22 protein-coding genes are annotated in these 16,000 nt (G+C 29.5%); all 22 read left to right on the top strand.

Annotated elements, in window-relative coordinates:
- Nucleotides 1–21 precede the first annotated feature (21 nt).
- The 22 genes from RDK80_RS07120 to RDK80_RS07015 all read left to right on the top strand — a co-directional run bounded on the left by RDK80_RS07120 (nt 22) and on the right by RDK80_RS07015 (nt 15,602).
- Complete coding sequence (locus tag RDK80_RS07120; RefSeq protein ID WP_308523879.1) at nt 22–288, top strand: TfoX/Sxy family protein; 267 nt, start codon at nt 22–24, stop codon at nt 286–288.
- A gap of 238 nt (nt 289–526) precedes the next feature.
- Entirely contained in the window at nt 527–916 is a 390-nt protein-coding gene (locus tag RDK80_RS07115) for a hypothetical protein (RefSeq protein ID WP_308523878.1), read from the top strand.
- A gap of 42 nt (nt 917–958) precedes the next feature.
- Complete coding sequence (locus RDK80_RS07110; RefSeq protein ID WP_308523877.1) at nt 959–1,750, top strand: NAD(P)H-dependent oxidoreductase; 792 nt, start codon at nt 959–961, stop codon at nt 1,748–1,750.
- A 62-nt stretch (nt 1,751–1,812) separates the two neighbouring features.
- Nucleotides 1,813–2,373: a nitroreductase family protein gene (locus RDK80_RS07105; protein ID WP_308523876.1), complete on the top strand. Its 561-nt coding sequence runs from the start codon at nt 1,813–1,815 to the stop codon at nt 2,371–2,373.
- Between the two features lie 132 nt (nt 2,374–2,505).
- Nucleotides 2,506–2,949, top strand: a complete 444-nt coding sequence (locus RDK80_RS07100; RefSeq protein ID WP_094898999.1) for an MBL fold metallo-hydrolase — start codon at nt 2,506–2,508, stop codon at nt 2,947–2,949.
- 26 nt (nt 2,950–2,975) lie between these two features.
- Nucleotides 2,976–3,233, top strand: a complete 258-nt coding sequence (locus RDK80_RS07095) for a hypothetical protein (protein WP_308523875.1) — start codon at nt 2,976–2,978, stop codon at nt 3,231–3,233.
- A gap of 336 nt (nt 3,234–3,569) precedes the next feature.
- The gene (locus RDK80_RS07090; RefSeq protein ID WP_308523874.1) at nt 3,570–4,295 is read left to right on the top strand and encodes a hypothetical protein; all 726 of its coding nucleotides are present in this window, start codon (nt 3,570–3,572) and stop codon (nt 4,293–4,295) included.
- Between the two features lie 104 nt (nt 4,296–4,399).
- Complete coding sequence (locus RDK80_RS07085; protein ID WP_308523873.1) at nt 4,400–5,326, top strand: alpha/beta hydrolase; 927 nt, start codon at nt 4,400–4,402, stop codon at nt 5,324–5,326.
- A 136-nt stretch (nt 5,327–5,462) separates the two neighbouring features.
- The gene (locus tag RDK80_RS07080) at nt 5,463–5,960 is read left to right on the top strand and encodes a GNAT family N-acetyltransferase (RefSeq protein ID WP_308523872.1); all 498 of its coding nucleotides are present in this window, start codon (nt 5,463–5,465) and stop codon (nt 5,958–5,960) included.
- 255 nt (nt 5,961–6,215) lie between these two features.
- A complete protein-coding gene (locus RDK80_RS07075) occupies nt 6,216–6,938 on the top strand; it encodes a hypothetical protein (protein ID WP_308523871.1) in 723 nt (240 codons plus the stop codon).
- Nucleotides 6,939–7,011: 73 nt separating this feature from the next.
- On the top strand, nt 7,012–7,692 hold the full coding sequence (locus tag RDK80_RS07070; RefSeq protein ID WP_216563153.1) for a class I SAM-dependent methyltransferase: 681 nt from the start codon (nt 7,012–7,014) through the stop codon (nt 7,690–7,692).
- Between the two features lie 64 nt (nt 7,693–7,756).
- A complete protein-coding gene (locus tag RDK80_RS07065; protein ID WP_308523870.1) occupies nt 7,757–8,188 on the top strand; it encodes an NUDIX domain-containing protein in 432 nt (143 codons plus the stop codon).
- Nucleotides 8,189–8,446: 258 nt separating this feature from the next.
- Nucleotides 8,447–9,139, top strand: a complete 693-nt coding sequence (locus tag RDK80_RS07060; RefSeq protein WP_308523869.1) for an isoprenylcysteine carboxylmethyltransferase family protein — start codon at nt 8,447–8,449, stop codon at nt 9,137–9,139.
- Nucleotides 9,140–9,326: 187 nt separating this feature from the next.
- A complete protein-coding gene (locus RDK80_RS07055; RefSeq protein WP_308523868.1) occupies nt 9,327–9,566 on the top strand; it encodes a hypothetical protein in 240 nt (79 codons plus the stop codon).
- A gap of 151 nt (nt 9,567–9,717) precedes the next feature.
- The gene (locus tag RDK80_RS07050) at nt 9,718–10,443 is read left to right on the top strand and encodes an HAD-IIIA family hydrolase (RefSeq protein WP_256311543.1); all 726 of its coding nucleotides are present in this window, start codon (nt 9,718–9,720) and stop codon (nt 10,441–10,443) included.
- Between the two features lie 143 nt (nt 10,444–10,586).
- Nucleotides 10,587–11,069 (top strand): GNAT family N-acetyltransferase, encoded by a 483-nt coding sequence (locus RDK80_RS07045; protein ID WP_308523867.1) that lies wholly within the window; start codon nt 10,587–10,589, stop codon nt 11,067–11,069.
- A 282-nt stretch (nt 11,070–11,351) separates the two neighbouring features.
- Nucleotides 11,352–12,038 carry an HAD family hydrolase gene (locus RDK80_RS07040; RefSeq protein ID WP_308523866.1) on the top strand — a complete coding sequence of 229 codons (687 nt, stop codon included), beginning with the start codon at nt 11,352–11,354 and terminating at the stop codon, nt 12,036–12,038.
- 243 nt (nt 12,039–12,281) lie between these two features.
- Nucleotides 12,282–12,914 (top strand): VanZ family protein, encoded by a 633-nt coding sequence (locus RDK80_RS07035; RefSeq protein WP_308523865.1) that lies wholly within the window; start codon nt 12,282–12,284, stop codon nt 12,912–12,914.
- Between the two features lie 77 nt (nt 12,915–12,991).
- Nucleotides 12,992–13,498, top strand: coding sequence for a GNAT family N-acetyltransferase (locus RDK80_RS07030; protein ID WP_094899016.1), 507 nt, complete (start codon nt 12,992–12,994; stop codon nt 13,496–13,498).
- Nucleotides 13,499–13,602: 104 nt separating this feature from the next.
- On the top strand, nt 13,603–14,151 hold the full coding sequence (locus tag RDK80_RS07025; RefSeq protein WP_308523864.1) for a hypothetical protein: 549 nt from the start codon (nt 13,603–13,605) through the stop codon (nt 14,149–14,151).
- Nucleotides 14,152–14,321: 170 nt separating this feature from the next.
- Entirely contained in the window at nt 14,322–14,987 is a 666-nt protein-coding gene (locus RDK80_RS07020; protein WP_308523863.1) for a hypothetical protein, read from the top strand.
- 384 nt (nt 14,988–15,371) lie between these two features.
- Nucleotides 15,372–15,602, top strand: a complete 231-nt coding sequence (locus RDK80_RS07015; RefSeq protein WP_308523862.1) for a PF20097 family protein — start codon at nt 15,372–15,374, stop codon at nt 15,600–15,602.
- Nucleotides 15,603–16,000 lie beyond the last annotated feature (398 nt).

Here is a 16,000-nt window from a genome sequence, read left to right as displayed (position 1 = left end):
TGTGAATAGGAGGAATTATCTATGGGAGAGTTATCAACATTACTGAACATTGGCAACAAAGTTGAACAACAATTAAATGAAGTAGGTATAAGAACAATTAATCAGTTGATTGAAATTGGCAGTAGGCAAGCCTGGCTGAGAATAAAAAGAATTGATGACTCTGCATGTATAAATAGGTTATATGCTTTAGAAGGTGCAATACAGGGAATTCGATGGCATGACCTTTCAGAAGTTGTCAAGGAGGAGCTAAGGGAGTTTTTTAATACCTATAAAAAACTGGAGAAGTAATAATGCTTGAATTAAGATGTGACGTCTGCTGCAATATGCGATTAATAAAGATTGTTTTAGGAGGGGATTAGTGATTATAAATGATATTTATGAGTAATGTCCAACATATACAAATGATATTATTAAATTAAGACAGACAATATTAGATGATGCAAAGGAATTGCTTAAATGCTATTCCGATGAAAAAGCAGTACCTTTTTTCAACTCCGATAATTGTAATGGTGATAATTTTCATTATATGTCGATAGAAAGAATGAAACAGGCAATCGATCTTTGGGATTATTCTTATAAAAATAAATATTTTGTAAGATGGACAGTTGTCTTAAATGCTACACAAGGAAAAATTGGGACTATTGAAATGTTTCATAGGATTGCAGATGATGAATTTAATCACTATGGAGTTTTGAGAATAGACTTACAGAGCAACTATGAGAAGCAAAAATATATTGATGCTATTTTGGAAATTGCTGATGCAAACTTCTTTAAAGCCTTTAATGTTGAATTTATCATTACAAAAGCTATTCCAGATGCAGTTGAGTGTATTGCATCACTAGAACGAAAAGGTTATTTGCCATTAAATAGAAAGCTTGAGATACATGATCATTATTTTATAAGAGAAAAAAGGTGAAGTAAATAATACATATTTAATAATATTAAGGAGATATGCAACATGAAAATATTAATGATCAATGGTAGTCCGCATAAAGGGAATACATGGCGTTTAACGGAGAAAGTAAAAGAATTAATGGAAACTTTCGACAACACAGTAATATTTGAGGAAATACATTTAAGTGAATTGGATATTCCATTCTGTACAGGTTGTAGTGTGTGTTTTAGGAAAGGACATATTTTTTGTCCTCATAATCAGTATATTCAGCCTATTATGGATAAGATTGCAGGCTGTGATGGTATAATTTTTGCTGTTTCCTGTTTTCAAGGTGCTGTTCCTGCTCTTACCAAAAATTTTACAGATCATTTAGCTTTTCTACTTCATCGACCAAGATACTTTGATAAAAAGGCTTTAATTATATCAACTACAGGTGGTGTTTCTGCAAATAGTGTTACACAATCTCTTGCTAGTACTTTATCTGGATGGGGATTTAACAAATGTTATCAATTGCCGATTGTTGCATTGAGTTGGAATGATTATAAACCATCGGAAAAGCATATAAAAAAGGCATATAAAATATCGAAGGAATTTTATATAGATTTAAAATCAAAAAAACTTCATTCTCCCAAAATTGGAGTTTTAATTCCTTTTAACTTATTTCAAGCCATGTGTGAAGAGTATGCATCTGGAACAGAATATGCTACAAAAGACGGAGTTTTTTGGAAACAGTATGTTGGTATGAGATATGCTCCAGGAATTCCGTTACCGATATATAAAAGGGTACTTGGAAAACTTATCTATCAAATTGAGAAATACCTTTCACAAAAGATGATTGTTACATATAAAAAATGAATATATTTTTATAATAAAAATCATTAAGGATATTATTTTTTCATTATAAGGAGTGAATTATATTGTATGAAAGTGTTCTTGATTTATTCATTCGACGTAGAAGTATCCGCTCATATCTTGATAAACCTATAGAAAAAGAAAAGATAGATACGATTTTAAAAGCTGCATTTGCCGCACCTTCCACATGTAATAATCAACCGTGGGAAATGATAGTTGTAACTGAAAAGAGTATTATGGATGAAATAAGAGCAAAGTTTAGCTTTGCAAATTATAATGCTCCATGTGCTATTATTGTATGTGCAAATACTCATTTATGTAGAAATATAAAAGGTATGTATATTTTTGATTGTAGTGCAGCGATGCAAAATATATTGCTATGTGCAACGGCACTAGATTTGGGGTCATTATGGGTTGGGGTCTATGGAGAGCAATCTATAAAAAAGATATCTGATATTGTAGGGCTGCCTAAGCATGTTGTACCTTGTGGAATTGCATACATTGGATATGCCAATGAAGTAAAAGGACCCAGAGAACAGTTTAATGATAAAAGAGTATATGAACAAGTATATGATATAAATAGAAAGCATAGAGCTAGACCTAAAAATATGAAAAAGTTGACTTGATGTATGAATGAAAGATGTCATTTTCCTTGGCGGTTCGTTCTATGTCATCTAACAGCGTATTTCCGATACTTTGCTATAATGATGGTGTTTTGAGATCCGCTGACAATGTAGGAACCAGTTGAAAGATCATCCTTGTTAATAAGCGATGATTTATTAATTGATTTAGGCTCTGATATTACTACTTCAGCAGCTATGTATAACATTGATTTGACAAAGATAAAGTATATTTTACAAACACATGAACATTCTGACCATTTTGATGCAGGCCACTTAATAACACGACTTAAAGAATATGCAACGGAAAATGTAGGAAATATCAGCTTGTTTGCGTCTAAAGAAACTATTCGTACTCTAGATATGTGGCTTAGGGCTGAAGAATCAAGAGTTGATTTATTTGATTCAAATTGGTTGAATAGGTTATGCATGGATATTAAATATCTAAGACACGGAGAGAATGTGAAGATAGAGAATTATTTAGTTACTCCTCTAGAATATTTACATGATATAAGAGATAATTCTTTGATATTTATTATTAATTATAATAATGTAAATATAATGTATGAACTGATTGCTTGAAGATATCTGATAGAGCATGGAAAATTTTGAAATCATTTAGACTTGATTTGGTTATATTGGACCAGACATATGGAGAAGGTAAGGATGCAGGTGGACACCTGGATTCAGGACAAGTAATTGGTATTATTTCGAAAATGAAGGTGGAAAAAATAATAGATGAAAGTAGCTTAGTTTATGCAACGCACATATCACATGAAGGGAATAGTATACATGATGTTATGGAAAAGGTTGCAATAAATAATGGTTATCATATTGCATATGATGATTTAGAAATAAATATATAGATTACCTTTATACTGATTTTTATCATATTAAAAATTGAATTAATAAGGAATATTTTTATTTTATGTAATAATAATCAGTTTACGTAGAGTTAATTGTAAATTTAATAGTGTGGGACTTTAATTAACATTGCATTCAAGTTTGTTGTAGCTGTAGTGAGGCAAGCTTTAGGAGAAGCTATAAAATATCATATCAACCAGTTGACATAGCTATGGAAATCTAATATAAGAGTTATGAAGTGCGTTTCAGAATCCTTATAGTTCTAGCTGATATTTTGGATACACCACGTCAGATAAAATGACTAGTAACAGCTCTTATGTTTGCAAGGGGGAATAAAGGTGTGGAAAATAAGAGAGTCAGAGCATTATATTTTTAATTATCATGAAAATTCTTATGCTGAACAAGACATAGCAAAAATTATTGAGATACAAGAAAATTGTTATGAATATATATGTGAAGTTTTAAATGTTAAATTAAATAAGAAGCTAAATTATTTTCTTTGTAATTCACCAGTGGAGGTAGGTGAACTGTATGGAGATAATGAACCATGTAACGGTTTCACAAGAATGCCTAATAAAATTTATGCGGTTTATAATGAGGATATTAAATGTATTGGATATCATGAAGATGCCCATATGATTTCATATAATACTTTATCAAGACCACCTCAAAATTTTATTCGAGAAGGTTTGGCAATGTTTTTTGATAAAAGCTGGTGGGGGATATCCAATTTTGCTTGGATAGCTTATTTCTTAAAAAAGAATAAGTTGCCTAGACTTTACGATTTAATAGAGAGTTCAGATTTTTATAAACATAGTTATATCATTACATATCCTTTATCAGGGGTGTTTACTGATTATATCATATCTATTTTTGGAATTGAAACATACAAAGAATTTTATAAAAATTTAAATGAAGACTTTAATTATTGTTTCAAAAAGTCGTTTGGAATGTCCTTGAATCAAGCAGAATTAAACTTTATTAAGTATTTAAATAATATTAACATTAGTAATGATATTTTAAAAATAATTGATATAAAACTAGAGAGGGAGGATTTTAAGTGAGATGCAAAAGTCATTTCATCTAACAGAGACTTAATGACATCGAAAAGAAATGATATAGGTTAATTATAAAAAACATTAATATAATTTAATTAGGAGGAAATAACGTGTATAGCAGTAATAACTCTTGGAAAGAGCTGCAGCCATTGCTACCAGATAAAAATCAAATTGATATTAATTCTACTCCATTTGAAAAGTATGTGAATATAGATAGTATGGAAATCCATATTGATGAATATGATAATAACTCAGAAATTACAGTGATCATATTTCATGGTGTTGGAGGTAATGGGCGTCTGCTATCATTTTTTGCAATACCTTTAGTTAGAGCTGGATATAACGTAATATGTCCTGACCTACCAGGATATGGATTTAGCAAATATAGTAAGCAAGTAACTTATTCAGATTGGATTAATGTTGGAAGCAAAATAATTGAGATTGAATTATCTAAATCAAAAAAAGTTTTTATAATTGGATTAAGTGCAGGTGGGATGTTAGCATACAATGTAGCATGTAAACATCAGAATATCTCAGGACTTATTGTTACTAATATACTTGATAATCGAGAAGAGAAAGTAAGAATATATTCGGCAAAAAATAAATTTCATGCTAAATATGGTATAAGATTCCTAAATTTACTTCCATCTTTTTTAAGAACTCTTAAAATTCCTATTAGAATGGTTACAAATATGAATGCACTTGTTAATGATAAAGAAATTTTGAATGTTTTACTGAAAGATAAGTATGGTGCAGGAAGTAGTATAAGTATTAATTTTCTACTATCTTTGATGAATAGTAAACCTTTAATTGAGCCAGACAACTTTAAAAATGTACCAGTACTTATGGTACATCCAGGAAATGATTTATGGACCCCTCTGGAAATAAGCGAAATGTTTTTTAATAAAATTACATCAAATAAACGCAAAGTAATTTTAGATAATGCAGGTCATTTCCCAATAGAGGAGCCAGGTCTAACTCAAATGGAAAATGCAATATATAACTTTATAAAGGAATTATCGTCAACACAAGATTAGGTATATATAATATGTTACACTCACCTCTTAGGGAAAGTCTATGGTGGACAGAGAGTGTTGGAAATGACAGGAATGTTATATATCATCTAAGTATATATTTGCTAGATAGAATACTTGATAAACGGGAGAAGAAAAAATGATTTTAAGGACAAAAAATTTGAGTATAAGAGAAATAACAGAAGAAGATATTAATGGAGTCATAGAAGTATATAATTCAAATCAGGATTTTCTCATGTTTCATATTGGAAGGCAAGAAGTAAATATCCAATGGTTAATTCAAGAACAAAAAGAAATGAAAACGATAGACTTTAAGATATTAGTAGTTAAAGAAAATGAAAGTAATGCCATAATTGGATTTATAGATATTGGCTTTATGGAAGAATGTTATTTGTCTTTACTTATGGTGCATAATGAGTTTAGGTGTAAAGGATATGGAAAAGAAATATATGATGCATTAGAGGGCTATCTAAGAGAGAATAATTTTAGAAGGATTAGAATTGATGTTGCATATGGTTACAGTGAGGAAGTACTACAATTCTGGGAGAACAGGGGATTTGAAGGAATAAAGAAAATCAAATTACAATGGATGGATATATTATTTGATGCTATAGTAATGGAGAAGGATTTGAATTAGAATTGATAAATTACTATTATTAATTTATGTTGCATGTTATGGATATCGTATAACAAAGTATTTACGTAAAGGGTACTAATTGTCAGAGGTGATAACAATATACCTCAGTAGGTTTGGGAATTGAAGCAAGATCTTTAAACACCTCTTCACTGAGGAACAAGCACCACTTGCAAAGAAGGTCTTGAGTGTCCACTAGGCTATTGCTTTTTATTTTGCTTAGTTAAATTATGTAATAATAGTACAAGGGAGGACATTATGTTAATTAATGAGCAACCAAAAAGGAATCAAAAATTAAATATAGCAATTGATCTAGGTTTGATTTTTATATTTTTACCATTATCGCTTTCACTGTTTATTTTATTTGGAAATTATATTAACAATAATTCGAATTTTATTTCAGTAGTGCTTTTATCAATAATAGAATTTTGTTCTGCAGGTCTTGGAGTTTTTATAGTTATGTTAATAAGAAAAGAGGCTTTTTCTGATTATGGTATAAAAAAAGAGAATATAAAAAAATCAATATTATTTACATTGAGCTTTATAGGAATAATGGTTTTATTAAAGTCAATTGATGCCGGAGGAGTGGTTTATTTTCCAATGAGAAATCATACCAGTATCAAATACTCATTAAACCTATCGTTCCCATTTAATTTGATTGGAATAATGTTAACTTTTCTAATTTGGGGCATAATTGAAGGAATTTACTATGTTGTAATTATTAAAAAAATTGATGATCTTCTTCCAAATACTTTAAATCCATGGCTTTCTTTAGCCCCTATAATTTTTTGTTTATATAATTTTATGATACATTATTTAATAAGAAGATTTATTGAAGGAAGAACTTATGAATTTAGTCTTATAGATACGATAACAGGTCTTTTGTTAGCTTACGCTATGACTATGCCTAGAAAACTAACTAATAACTCATGGGGAAGTCTAATATATCAAACGCTACAAAATGGAATAGGGAAGTTATAATAAATACATTTGTGTATTTAGAGAGAAATATTAATAAAAAATATAAGATTCTAGTAGATTAGGAGTGAGTGTTATGAAAAAATATTATCATGCATATGAAGAACGATATAAGAAAATTCATGGGGAAGGCTTATTGTGGTTTTCTAAAGAGCCAACTCCAGAACTAATTAGTTGGATAGAGTATTATGATATTTCTGTAGATGATGAGATATGTGAGGTTGGCTGTGGAGAAGGAAGAGATGCTTTATATCTTGCAGAACAAGGGCATAAAATTACAGGTGTAGATATTTCACAAGAAGCTATAAAAAAATGTGAGGAGTTATCAAAAGAAAGAAAAATTAATGTAAACTGGATAGTTTCTGATGCATTACAACTAAATAAAAAACTCAAAAAGCATTATGATTGGATTTATTCAGTGGGAACGTTACATATGTTAGTAGAGGATGAAGATAGAAAAAGATTTTTAAATACAATAAATTCTCTACTTAACCCTAAAGGAAAATTATTATTGATTAGTATGGGTGATGGAGAAATAGAAAGAAAAACAGAAATAGAAACTGCTTTTGATCTGCAAGAGAGAAGTCATATGAAGTCAGGCAAAACATTTGAGGTTGCAAGCACTTCATATAGAGCTATCAATTGGAAAAATCACAGAGAGGAATTGGAAGATGCAGGATTTATTGTTGAGAAGATAATGAATACTGAAAATGGAGAATATAGTAAATGTATGACTGTTTATCTAACTAAAGATTAGTTATTGAGGCTATACATAATAGTATAAAAATTTGTAGATTTTTATATCTGGGGAGGAAAGAATGATGGAAAGATTTTCAATGCTTGTGGCAGTGCATCTATTTTTAATTAAAGAGGATAAAATATTATTATCCAGAAGGTTTAATACTGGGTATGGAGATGGATGCTATAGTGTTGTGGCAGGTCATGTTGAAGGAAATGAGACTGTTATTAAAGCTATGCAAAGAGAAGCAAAAGAGGAAGTTAATATTACTATAGAAGATAATCAATTGAAAATAGTACAAGTTATGCATAGAAAATGTGTAGGACACGAACGAATCGATTATTTTTTCCTTTGCAATAAATGGAACGGTAATATAATAAATAATGAGCCAAGTAAATGTGATGATTTATCATGGTTTAGTATACATGAATTGCCAGTAAATATGGTTGATTATGTAAACTATGCAATAAATAACTATCTCAATAATGTTTCATTTTCTCTATTCGGTTGGTAATTACATTCGAAATTACCATAAGAGTTAATATTGGAATAGTATAAATCGGAAACATTATGTGACATTGATGAGGTAGTTTTTATTGACCAATAAATGATTATAAAAAGAGTACAGTTAAGATGAATGGTGAAAAGATTGAGCTTATAGATAGAGCAAAGTTAGTATCTTACTATATCATTTTACATATCTTAAAGTATTTGTGAAGCACTGCGAATAAAGTAGATTACTCGTTGCAAACTGAATCGGAGAGGTGGTTTTATGTATACAAAATTGGAAAAGAGTGGGAGCGACTATCTAGTGAAAGTCGCTTTCCAAGTTATTATTGGAGCTATTCTGTTTTTTGTTTCTTTTGGGACATTAAAGAATCATCAGGGGTGGATTTATTTTGCTGTTTATACAATTTCGACTATATTAGGAATACTCTATTTATCAAAACGTAATCCTGAGGTCTTAAATGAAAGAGCAAAGGAAAGAAATAATACTGAACAATGGGATAAGATATTGCTTAAGTTATATATATCACTGGCGTTTTTTATAATTTATATTGTTGCTGGTTTTGATATAAGATTCGGTTTGTCTAGTGTACCTATATTTTGTATGTATCCTGCTTTGGCAATTATAATTCTATCTTCTTTTCTTGCAGTATGGGCTATGAAAGAAAATGCGAATTTTGAGGCTACATCACGCATACAAAATGATCGAATACAGAATATTTGCGATTCAGGCCCATATAAGGCTATTCGTCATCCAGGTTACTTGGCTATAATACTATGGGCTATGGCGATACCTTTTGTATTTGGATCAGTATATGTGATGATTCCATCATTTCTTATATCTATTATCATAGTGATTAGAACATATTTGGAAGATAAGATGTTGAAAGAAAAATTAATCGGTTATGTTGAATATTGTAATAGAACAAAATATAGGCTTCTTCCATATATATGGTAGATTGAAAAGAATTTTTCTGTAGCATGGAGTTCATCACATAATACTATATTTTCATAAAGGTACACTAGGGGGATTCAAGGACGTTGTAAATACCTGGACGCTATATGTCATCTCTAGACTAAATTCATGTGTAAATTGAGTGAAACTATTATAGGAAAATTTTAGAATTAAAGGGGGAAGTAATAAAATGGATTTTTACAGAGCTAGAGAAAATGACTTTAAGTATATAAAGTACAAGAAGAGTTTAATTCATAATACTACTTTAATTGCATGTGAAGAGGATAATGTTATTGGAGTATTAGAATATGAGATAAACACTATAGAAGAAGCCGATAAAGATCTGGCTAATAGAATGGTAACTCCAGAAGAGTATGAAAGGCTATGGATTAATAAATGTCAAACATACTTAAAGAGTATGAGTAGCTAAATACTAGGCTTAACGAAACGACATATAACAGAGGTTTATCGGTATCGGAAGGAAATAATCTAGGAAAAATTCTACACTGCTAAACCTCGCGACGTTAGCTGAAATTTTTAGCAATGTGTATTGACTATAAAAACAATGTTTGGAGGAAAAGATGACAAAGAGTTCAAAAGTAATTTTCTTTGATATGGGTAACACATTATTACATTTTCATTTTGGAAAAACTGACGAAGAAAAAGATATTATTGGAATAAAACATCTAACAAATTTTCTTAAGCAATATAATCGTCAAGTGGAGTTTAATGATGTAAAAAAACATTTCTTTGATGAATGGCAAAAGGTTATGCCTTTAAGAAAAATTAATCATACAGAATATGCAGTAGAAGACTATTTAAATGGCTTTTTAAAAAAATATGATATAGAATTAGACTTAGATATGTGTATAAAAGCATTAGACATTTTTTATACAGAATATAGGAATGACGTTTGGACTGAAGAAAACATTCATCATACATTAGAAAATATCAAACAAAAAGGATATAGGATTGGTGTTATTTCAAATTCAAGACTTTATGATGAGGTCATGATCAATTGTTTTAAGAAAGTTGGACTAGCTAAGTATATAGACGTGTTTACATTTAGTTACTATTTAAAAATATCCAAACCCCAAAAACAAGTATTTGAAATTGCTCTTGATAGGATGAAAGTTAATCCAGAAGATGCCATAATGGTAGGAGATAATCTTAAAAGTGACATAGAGCCAGCACAAAAATTAGGTTTAACTGGAATATGGTTCAATAAGAATCTTACTTTAAATGATACTGATATTAAGCCTGATAATGAAATATTTAAATTGAAAGAATTGATAGATTTGTTGTAATTCAAGTTTTATTTTAGACTTCAGCTAACCTTATATCTGCTTAAAGGTGCATGAGGACATATTCTTAGGTGTTAAGTTAATTAATAAAAAGTAGTTAAAAAATATGAAATAAAAATAGTTTATATTTTGTGAGGATGATTTTTATGAACATAATACTAAAAACGAGAACATTAGATCATGTTACTGTTTTTTGGAATAAGACTCAAGATGAAGAAATAAAAAGATTATTCCCTATTGTAAGTAAGTCCCTAGAGGAATCAATAATATTATTTGAGGAATCTCTTAAGGAAAATGCATCAAGCTATGGAAAAGTAATTTATTTTGAAGGAAAGTATATTGGAGATATTTGGTGTTACAGTATAGATGAAAATAGTGAGAAAATGGCTATGCTAAGTATTCTCATCTTTGAAAAAGAACTATGGGGAAGAGGGATAGCGACAGAGGTTACAAAAATTTTTGTCAAAGAGGTTTTTAGTAAGTTTGATATAGAAAAAATAGGAGCATTTACGTATTCCAATAATTATGGCTCGATAAGCTTAATGGTAAAGGTTGGATTCATTGAAATAGAAAAGTTTGTTGAAGACGGAATTGAATCAAAATACTTTGAAATAAGAAAAGCTTTATAAATTATCTTTGAAGCAATATTGTATTGGCAAGATACTTCTACAGACATAGAAATCTAGCTTGCTTTGACTAAATTGAGGACGAGATTCTAGGCAAGCCAAAGCAAGTGCCTCAGTTAGCCAAGACGGTGTCATATCTATTAAAGATAGGAGTTATCTAAGTTAGTAGACAAACCATGTGTAAAGATGAGGCATGTTTGGAATGCTGAAACTGTTATTTGAAAAAATCTCCTCGATAAACAGACGATACTAGATATTTAAAAAATTATATAAGAGGTGTGAGTTTTGAAAGAATATAAAGTAATTTGCATAGATATGTTTCAAACATTAGTAAATATAGAATCTAGAGTTGAATATATCTGGAAAAGGATACTAGAAGAAGATTATAATGAAGAATTAAGGGATAAATATGTACAAACTGTTAGAACCAAAATAGTTGATAAGTTTCATGTTAGTGAAAGTACTAGTATTAAATTTAAAAGTCTAAAGGAAATATTTTTTGAGAGTTTTAAGGACATTTTTGAAGAAAACCAAGTGAAATATTGCCCAAGCTATGCAACAAGAGTTTTTATGGAAGAACATGATAGAGCAGATTTATATCATGATAGTAAAGAATTTATTAATAGAGCTAATAAAAAATATAAAGTGTGTTTAGTAAGTGATGCTGATACTGAAATGATTGAAAATCAAATTAAAAATTTTGATTTTGACAAGATATTTATATCAGAAGACATACAATCTTATAAAGGAGAACCAAATTATAAGATTTTCAAAGAAGTCATAAATCATTACAATATAGAGCCACGAAAAATAATACATATAGGAGATTCTTCATCTGATATTATAGGTGCTAATAGAGCAGGTATAGATACATGTTGGATAAATAGACATAATTATAGAAAAAGATTCCATATAAAGCCAGATTATGAAACTGAGTCTTTAAATGAGTTATTTCCAATACTTAATATATAATCATTTTGATTTTGTTAATGCTCTGAAGATAGGAGATTACCCCATAAAGGTTCGATGACGCTAAGCCTTATGACGTTATAAGAAATTATAGTATCGTGATTATTTTTTAGGTATTGTTTGATTAAAAGAAAACGTTGTAAAGATGGCGAATATATTTTTAAATGTTATTCCACGATGTAATGGAATTATTCTAAATAAATTAGAATTAGAATATTGCAAAATGATGATAGGAGAGAAGATTATATGTTTAGAATTTTAGCAATAGGAATAGAAACCTTTTCTGGTATTTTGGTTGTGTTTTTTGTGTTAGCTTTATTTCAAATATTGATTGAAAAAAATAAAGTTTCTATTGGACACAAGATTGTAACTTTTATATATACCTTTTTTGTAGTTGCTATATTTGCAGCCACTGGAGTACCTTCTTTTAATTCATTGCATTTCGATGCTACAATTAATTATGTTCCTTTTTATGATGTTGTGGGGAACTTTATTCAGTATTTACTGAACTTAATTCTATTTGTACCCTTTGGCTTCTTGCTTCCAGCATTGTGGACAAAGTATCAAACATCTAAGAGAACGATATTTACTGGATTTGGTCTTTCATTGCTAATTGAAATTTCCCAACTGTTCTGTTATCGTACAACGGATGTAGATGACTTGATTATGAACACTTTGGGCACATCGCTTGGTTTTATGCTTTTCAAGATTTTTTCAAAGAAAAAACCTGAGCTAATAAAAGAAATTTGTTTAACGGAAGATGTTTCAAACGATAGAATAATTAAATTTGAAGAAACTATTCTTTTCGTAATAATAATATTGGTTATGTTTTTTATCCAGCCGGCAATTGCAAGTAAAATTTGGAGTATTATACTGTAGGAGATTATGAGTATAATTTGTAGTTCTACTTAAGATACATTTTCTATTTTGTGTGAAGGGAAATAGGGGGAAAAAATATGAATATTTATATCAATGAACTATCAGATAATCTATTTTTAATTACTGCAAAAATGATTACGGGATTAATGAATTATCATAGGAAACTAAATAATGCTCCTAAAGAATACTGGCAGACTGATGAACAATCTCAAGAAACTCTAAGGAATTGGATTGAAGAAGGGACAGTATATAATATATTTTTAGATGATGAACCTGTAGGATTCTTTTATGTTAGATTTGGTGGTCAAAATGTAGCATGGCTAGAAGATTTGTTTATATTAGAACAACATAGAGATAAAGGCATTGGGAAATATGCTATGCAGAAATTAGATGAATTAATGATTGAAAAGAATGTGGTGGCCATATTTGTAGATGTCATACCAAGAAATACTGGAGCAATAAAGTTATATAGGGATTTTGGATTTAATCATCTAAATTTAATACAGCTTAGAAAAAACTATGATAAAATATTGGACAAAGATGAAGATGTAGAAATATTAGGATTTAATTTTAAAAAATATTAGAACATCTCATCTAGAAGCAAATATGGTTTGTGGTGAACTTTATTTAGTAATAGAAAGTGTCATCACGTTATGGAGATGTTATAGGACATAAAGGAGTGAAGTAAATGCAAGTAACCTTAAACTTGACAGATCAAAGTACTAAATTTATTATAAATAACTTATATCCATTATATTTACACGATTTATCTGAGATATGGGAATGGAAACCAAATAAATACGGAGTTTTTGAAGATGGCGAAATTTTCACTTTGAATGAGCAAAACAAAGTTTTTGATATATGGTGGTCTAAACAATCAATATTATTCCCATACCTAATAAAAGTAGATGACATTCCAGCAGGTTTTGCTTTAGTGGCAACACCTCCTTATACACCACACGATAGTGATTTTTACGTAAATGAATTTTTTATTTTACGAAGTTATAGGGGAAAGGGAGTAGCAGAAAAAGCAGCAATTAAAGTATTTAATAATCATCTTGGTACTTGGGAATTGCAGACAAACCCTAATGGAGGCAATAAAAGAGCGCAAACTTTTTGGAGAAAAACCATTGAAAATTATACAGAGGGAAACTATCAGGAGGAAGTTTCAGAAACAGAAGATGATGGAAATAGATTAATTTTTAGATTTAATAATAGCAGAAATACTTTAAAATGAAAGCCTATTTAATATAGAAGAGGCTTGTGAGTATGGGAATGTTAATGTCAACCCCAGCATAGTATTAGTGTGTTATCTGAGGATAGAGAAAAAGAGAGAAGAGTCTATATTTCATGATTGTTAAATTATATTAAGTAAAATATTTTATATAACAGGAAGGATTGAAGGTAATGGATATATTCCAAAAGTTATTAATAGATATTGAAAAAGAAAATAAAGCAATAAGCTATTTTATTAAACCTGAGGAAGGTAAAAAAATCGAAGTTGTTCTATCAGGAAAAATCGTTGTTCCAGTTCCTGAAAATGAACGAGATCATAAAATTTATAAACTACTTGAAGAAAATTGTGATGTGATTTTTTGTACCACTCAGACATTGGATGATTTTCAATTCTACCCTGTGCCTAAGTTTTCAATTTTTGCTGTTGATAGTAAAGGGAATTATTTTGGTACAATCGGAGGTACAAGTAATATAGTAGATGATGACTATCCAGTTGGATATGTAAACCATGAGGGGAAGTATGGCAAAATTTCGGATAGTCTGAAGGACTTTTTAGAGCTTATTACTTTTTATCCGTATTGGCGAGACATCATTAGGTACGAACAGATAGAAATACCTTATGATATACATACTATGGAAGCAAAAGAAACAGAGAAAGATTTCCAATATTTTGCACGCCAATCTGAGACTGCAAAGATACTTAAACTTTCTAAGAACCCCAAATCTATTGAATTATTAATATCAAATATCAGAAATACATCAAACTTTCTAGTGTATAGTTCAAAAGATGAGGCTAAAAAAACAAATATATTTTGGGATAGACATAGCCTTGATTAAATGAAAAGATTAGGAGAACATAGTGGTCTGGCAAAATATGGCCGTAATAATATTACTTATGTTGATGATTTGGGAAGAAATTTTTAATATGCATCATATTTTTCAGATATAATGTGCGAGGAAGATACTTGGGGTGAAGTGGAAAATGCTTATCAATTAATGAGGTTCCTGGCGAATTCCTAAATTGGATTCCTGTTATAGCACACCAGGGTATGAGACCATTCAAAGAAATTTGAAGACTTTATTTGAATTATAAAATTCACTTATTATTAGATGTAAATTATGACTATAATGTGAAACTATGAGATATAGTTAAGGCATCTGATTTATAGAGTTATATTCAATGGGAGTTATCTGCATTAAAGATGAAGGGAAGGATATTATATGAAATGTCCATGTTGTGGAGAAGAAATGAAACGAGGATTTATATATGGTGATAGGTATTCCCTTAAATGGATTCCAGAAGAGAAAGATAAAGGAGTTATATTTCAATGGTTTGCAAGGGGGATAAAACTCTCGGATGCATCTATGAATAATAGTGTGGAATCATTTTGCTGTAAAAATTGTAAGAAAATTATTATTGATGTGGAAAACAAAATTGATCAAAGAAAATAAGTATAATTTGTAATATTATTTGAGACGGAATCTTTATATTATGTGAAAAGTCAAAGAAAAAAAGATGTTACTAAGGATCAAAACTTTAACATAAATGTTTAGTCACTTTATTTGTTTGAAAATAAGTTTCTGAAAATTATTTATAGAGAGGCAACATTAGAGCGAGTTTAATCTATAAAGTCCTTTCAAGGAGAAAGTAAGTAGTGCTACTAATTACAAATACGCTAACAAGTATTTAAAAATTGAAAATGATATAAGGACAATGAAAAGCTATAATAATCATCTGACTATTATAGCCTTTTTGTATTGTACATTACTTAGTATAAGATTATTAAAGAATATCTGTAAGCGGTCAATAATCCCATGGATTTAAATGCATTAAGAATCATGAGATAATA

The organism is uncultured Tissierella sp., from assembly GCF_902479755.1.
In the GTDB taxonomy this organism is placed as follows: Bacteria; Bacillota; Clostridia; order Tissierellales; family Tissierellaceae; genus Tissierella; species Tissierella carlieri.
This window is presented reverse-complemented; position numbering and strand designations above follow the sequence as displayed.

Bases quoted from the DNA above. Each gene is read 5' to 3' on its own strand.
- RDK80_RS07120 (WP_308523879.1), top strand. From the start codon at position 22: ATGGGAGAGTTATCAACATTACTGAACATTGGCAACAAAGTTGAACAA.
- RDK80_RS07115 (WP_308523878.1), top strand. From the start codon at position 527: ATGTCGATAGAAAGAATGAAACAGGCAATCGATCTTTGGGATTATTCT.
- RDK80_RS07110 (WP_308523877.1), top strand. From the start codon at position 959: ATGAAAATATTAATGATCAATGGTAGTCCGCATAAAGGGAATACATGG.
- RDK80_RS07080 (WP_308523872.1), top strand. From the start codon at position 5,463: ATGATTTTAAGGACAAAAAATTTGAGTATAAGAGAAATAACAGAAGAA.
- RDK80_RS07075 (WP_308523871.1), top strand. From the start codon at position 6,216: ATGTTAATTAATGAGCAACCAAAAAGGAATCAAAAATTAAATATAGCA.
- RDK80_RS07070 (WP_216563153.1), top strand. From the start codon at position 7,012: ATGAAAAAATATTATCATGCATATGAAGAACGATATAAGAAAATTCAT.
- RDK80_RS07065 (WP_308523870.1), top strand. From the start codon at position 7,757: ATGGAAAGATTTTCAATGCTTGTGGCAGTGCATCTATTTTTAATTAAA.
- RDK80_RS07060 (WP_308523869.1), top strand. From the start codon at position 8,447: ATGTATACAAAATTGGAAAAGAGTGGGAGCGACTATCTAGTGAAAGTC.
- RDK80_RS07055 (WP_308523868.1), top strand. From the start codon at position 9,327: ATGGATTTTTACAGAGCTAGAGAAAATGACTTTAAGTATATAAAGTAC.
- RDK80_RS07050 (WP_256311543.1), top strand. From the start codon at position 9,718: ATGACAAAGAGTTCAAAAGTAATTTTCTTTGATATGGGTAACACATTA.
- RDK80_RS07045 (WP_308523867.1), top strand. From the start codon at position 10,587: ATGAACATAATACTAAAAACGAGAACATTAGATCATGTTACTGTTTTT.
- RDK80_RS07035 (WP_308523865.1), top strand. From the start codon at position 12,282: ATGTTTAGAATTTTAGCAATAGGAATAGAAACCTTTTCTGGTATTTTG.
- RDK80_RS07030 (WP_094899016.1), top strand. From the start codon at position 12,992: ATGAATATTTATATCAATGAACTATCAGATAATCTATTTTTAATTACT.
- RDK80_RS07025 (WP_308523864.1), top strand. From the start codon at position 13,603: ATGCAAGTAACCTTAAACTTGACAGATCAAAGTACTAAATTTATTATA.
- RDK80_RS07020 (WP_308523863.1), top strand. From the start codon at position 14,322: ATGGATATATTCCAAAAGTTATTAATAGATATTGAAAAAGAAAATAAA.
- RDK80_RS07015 (WP_308523862.1), top strand. From the start codon at position 15,372: ATGAAATGTCCATGTTGTGGAGAAGAAATGAAACGAGGATTTATATAT.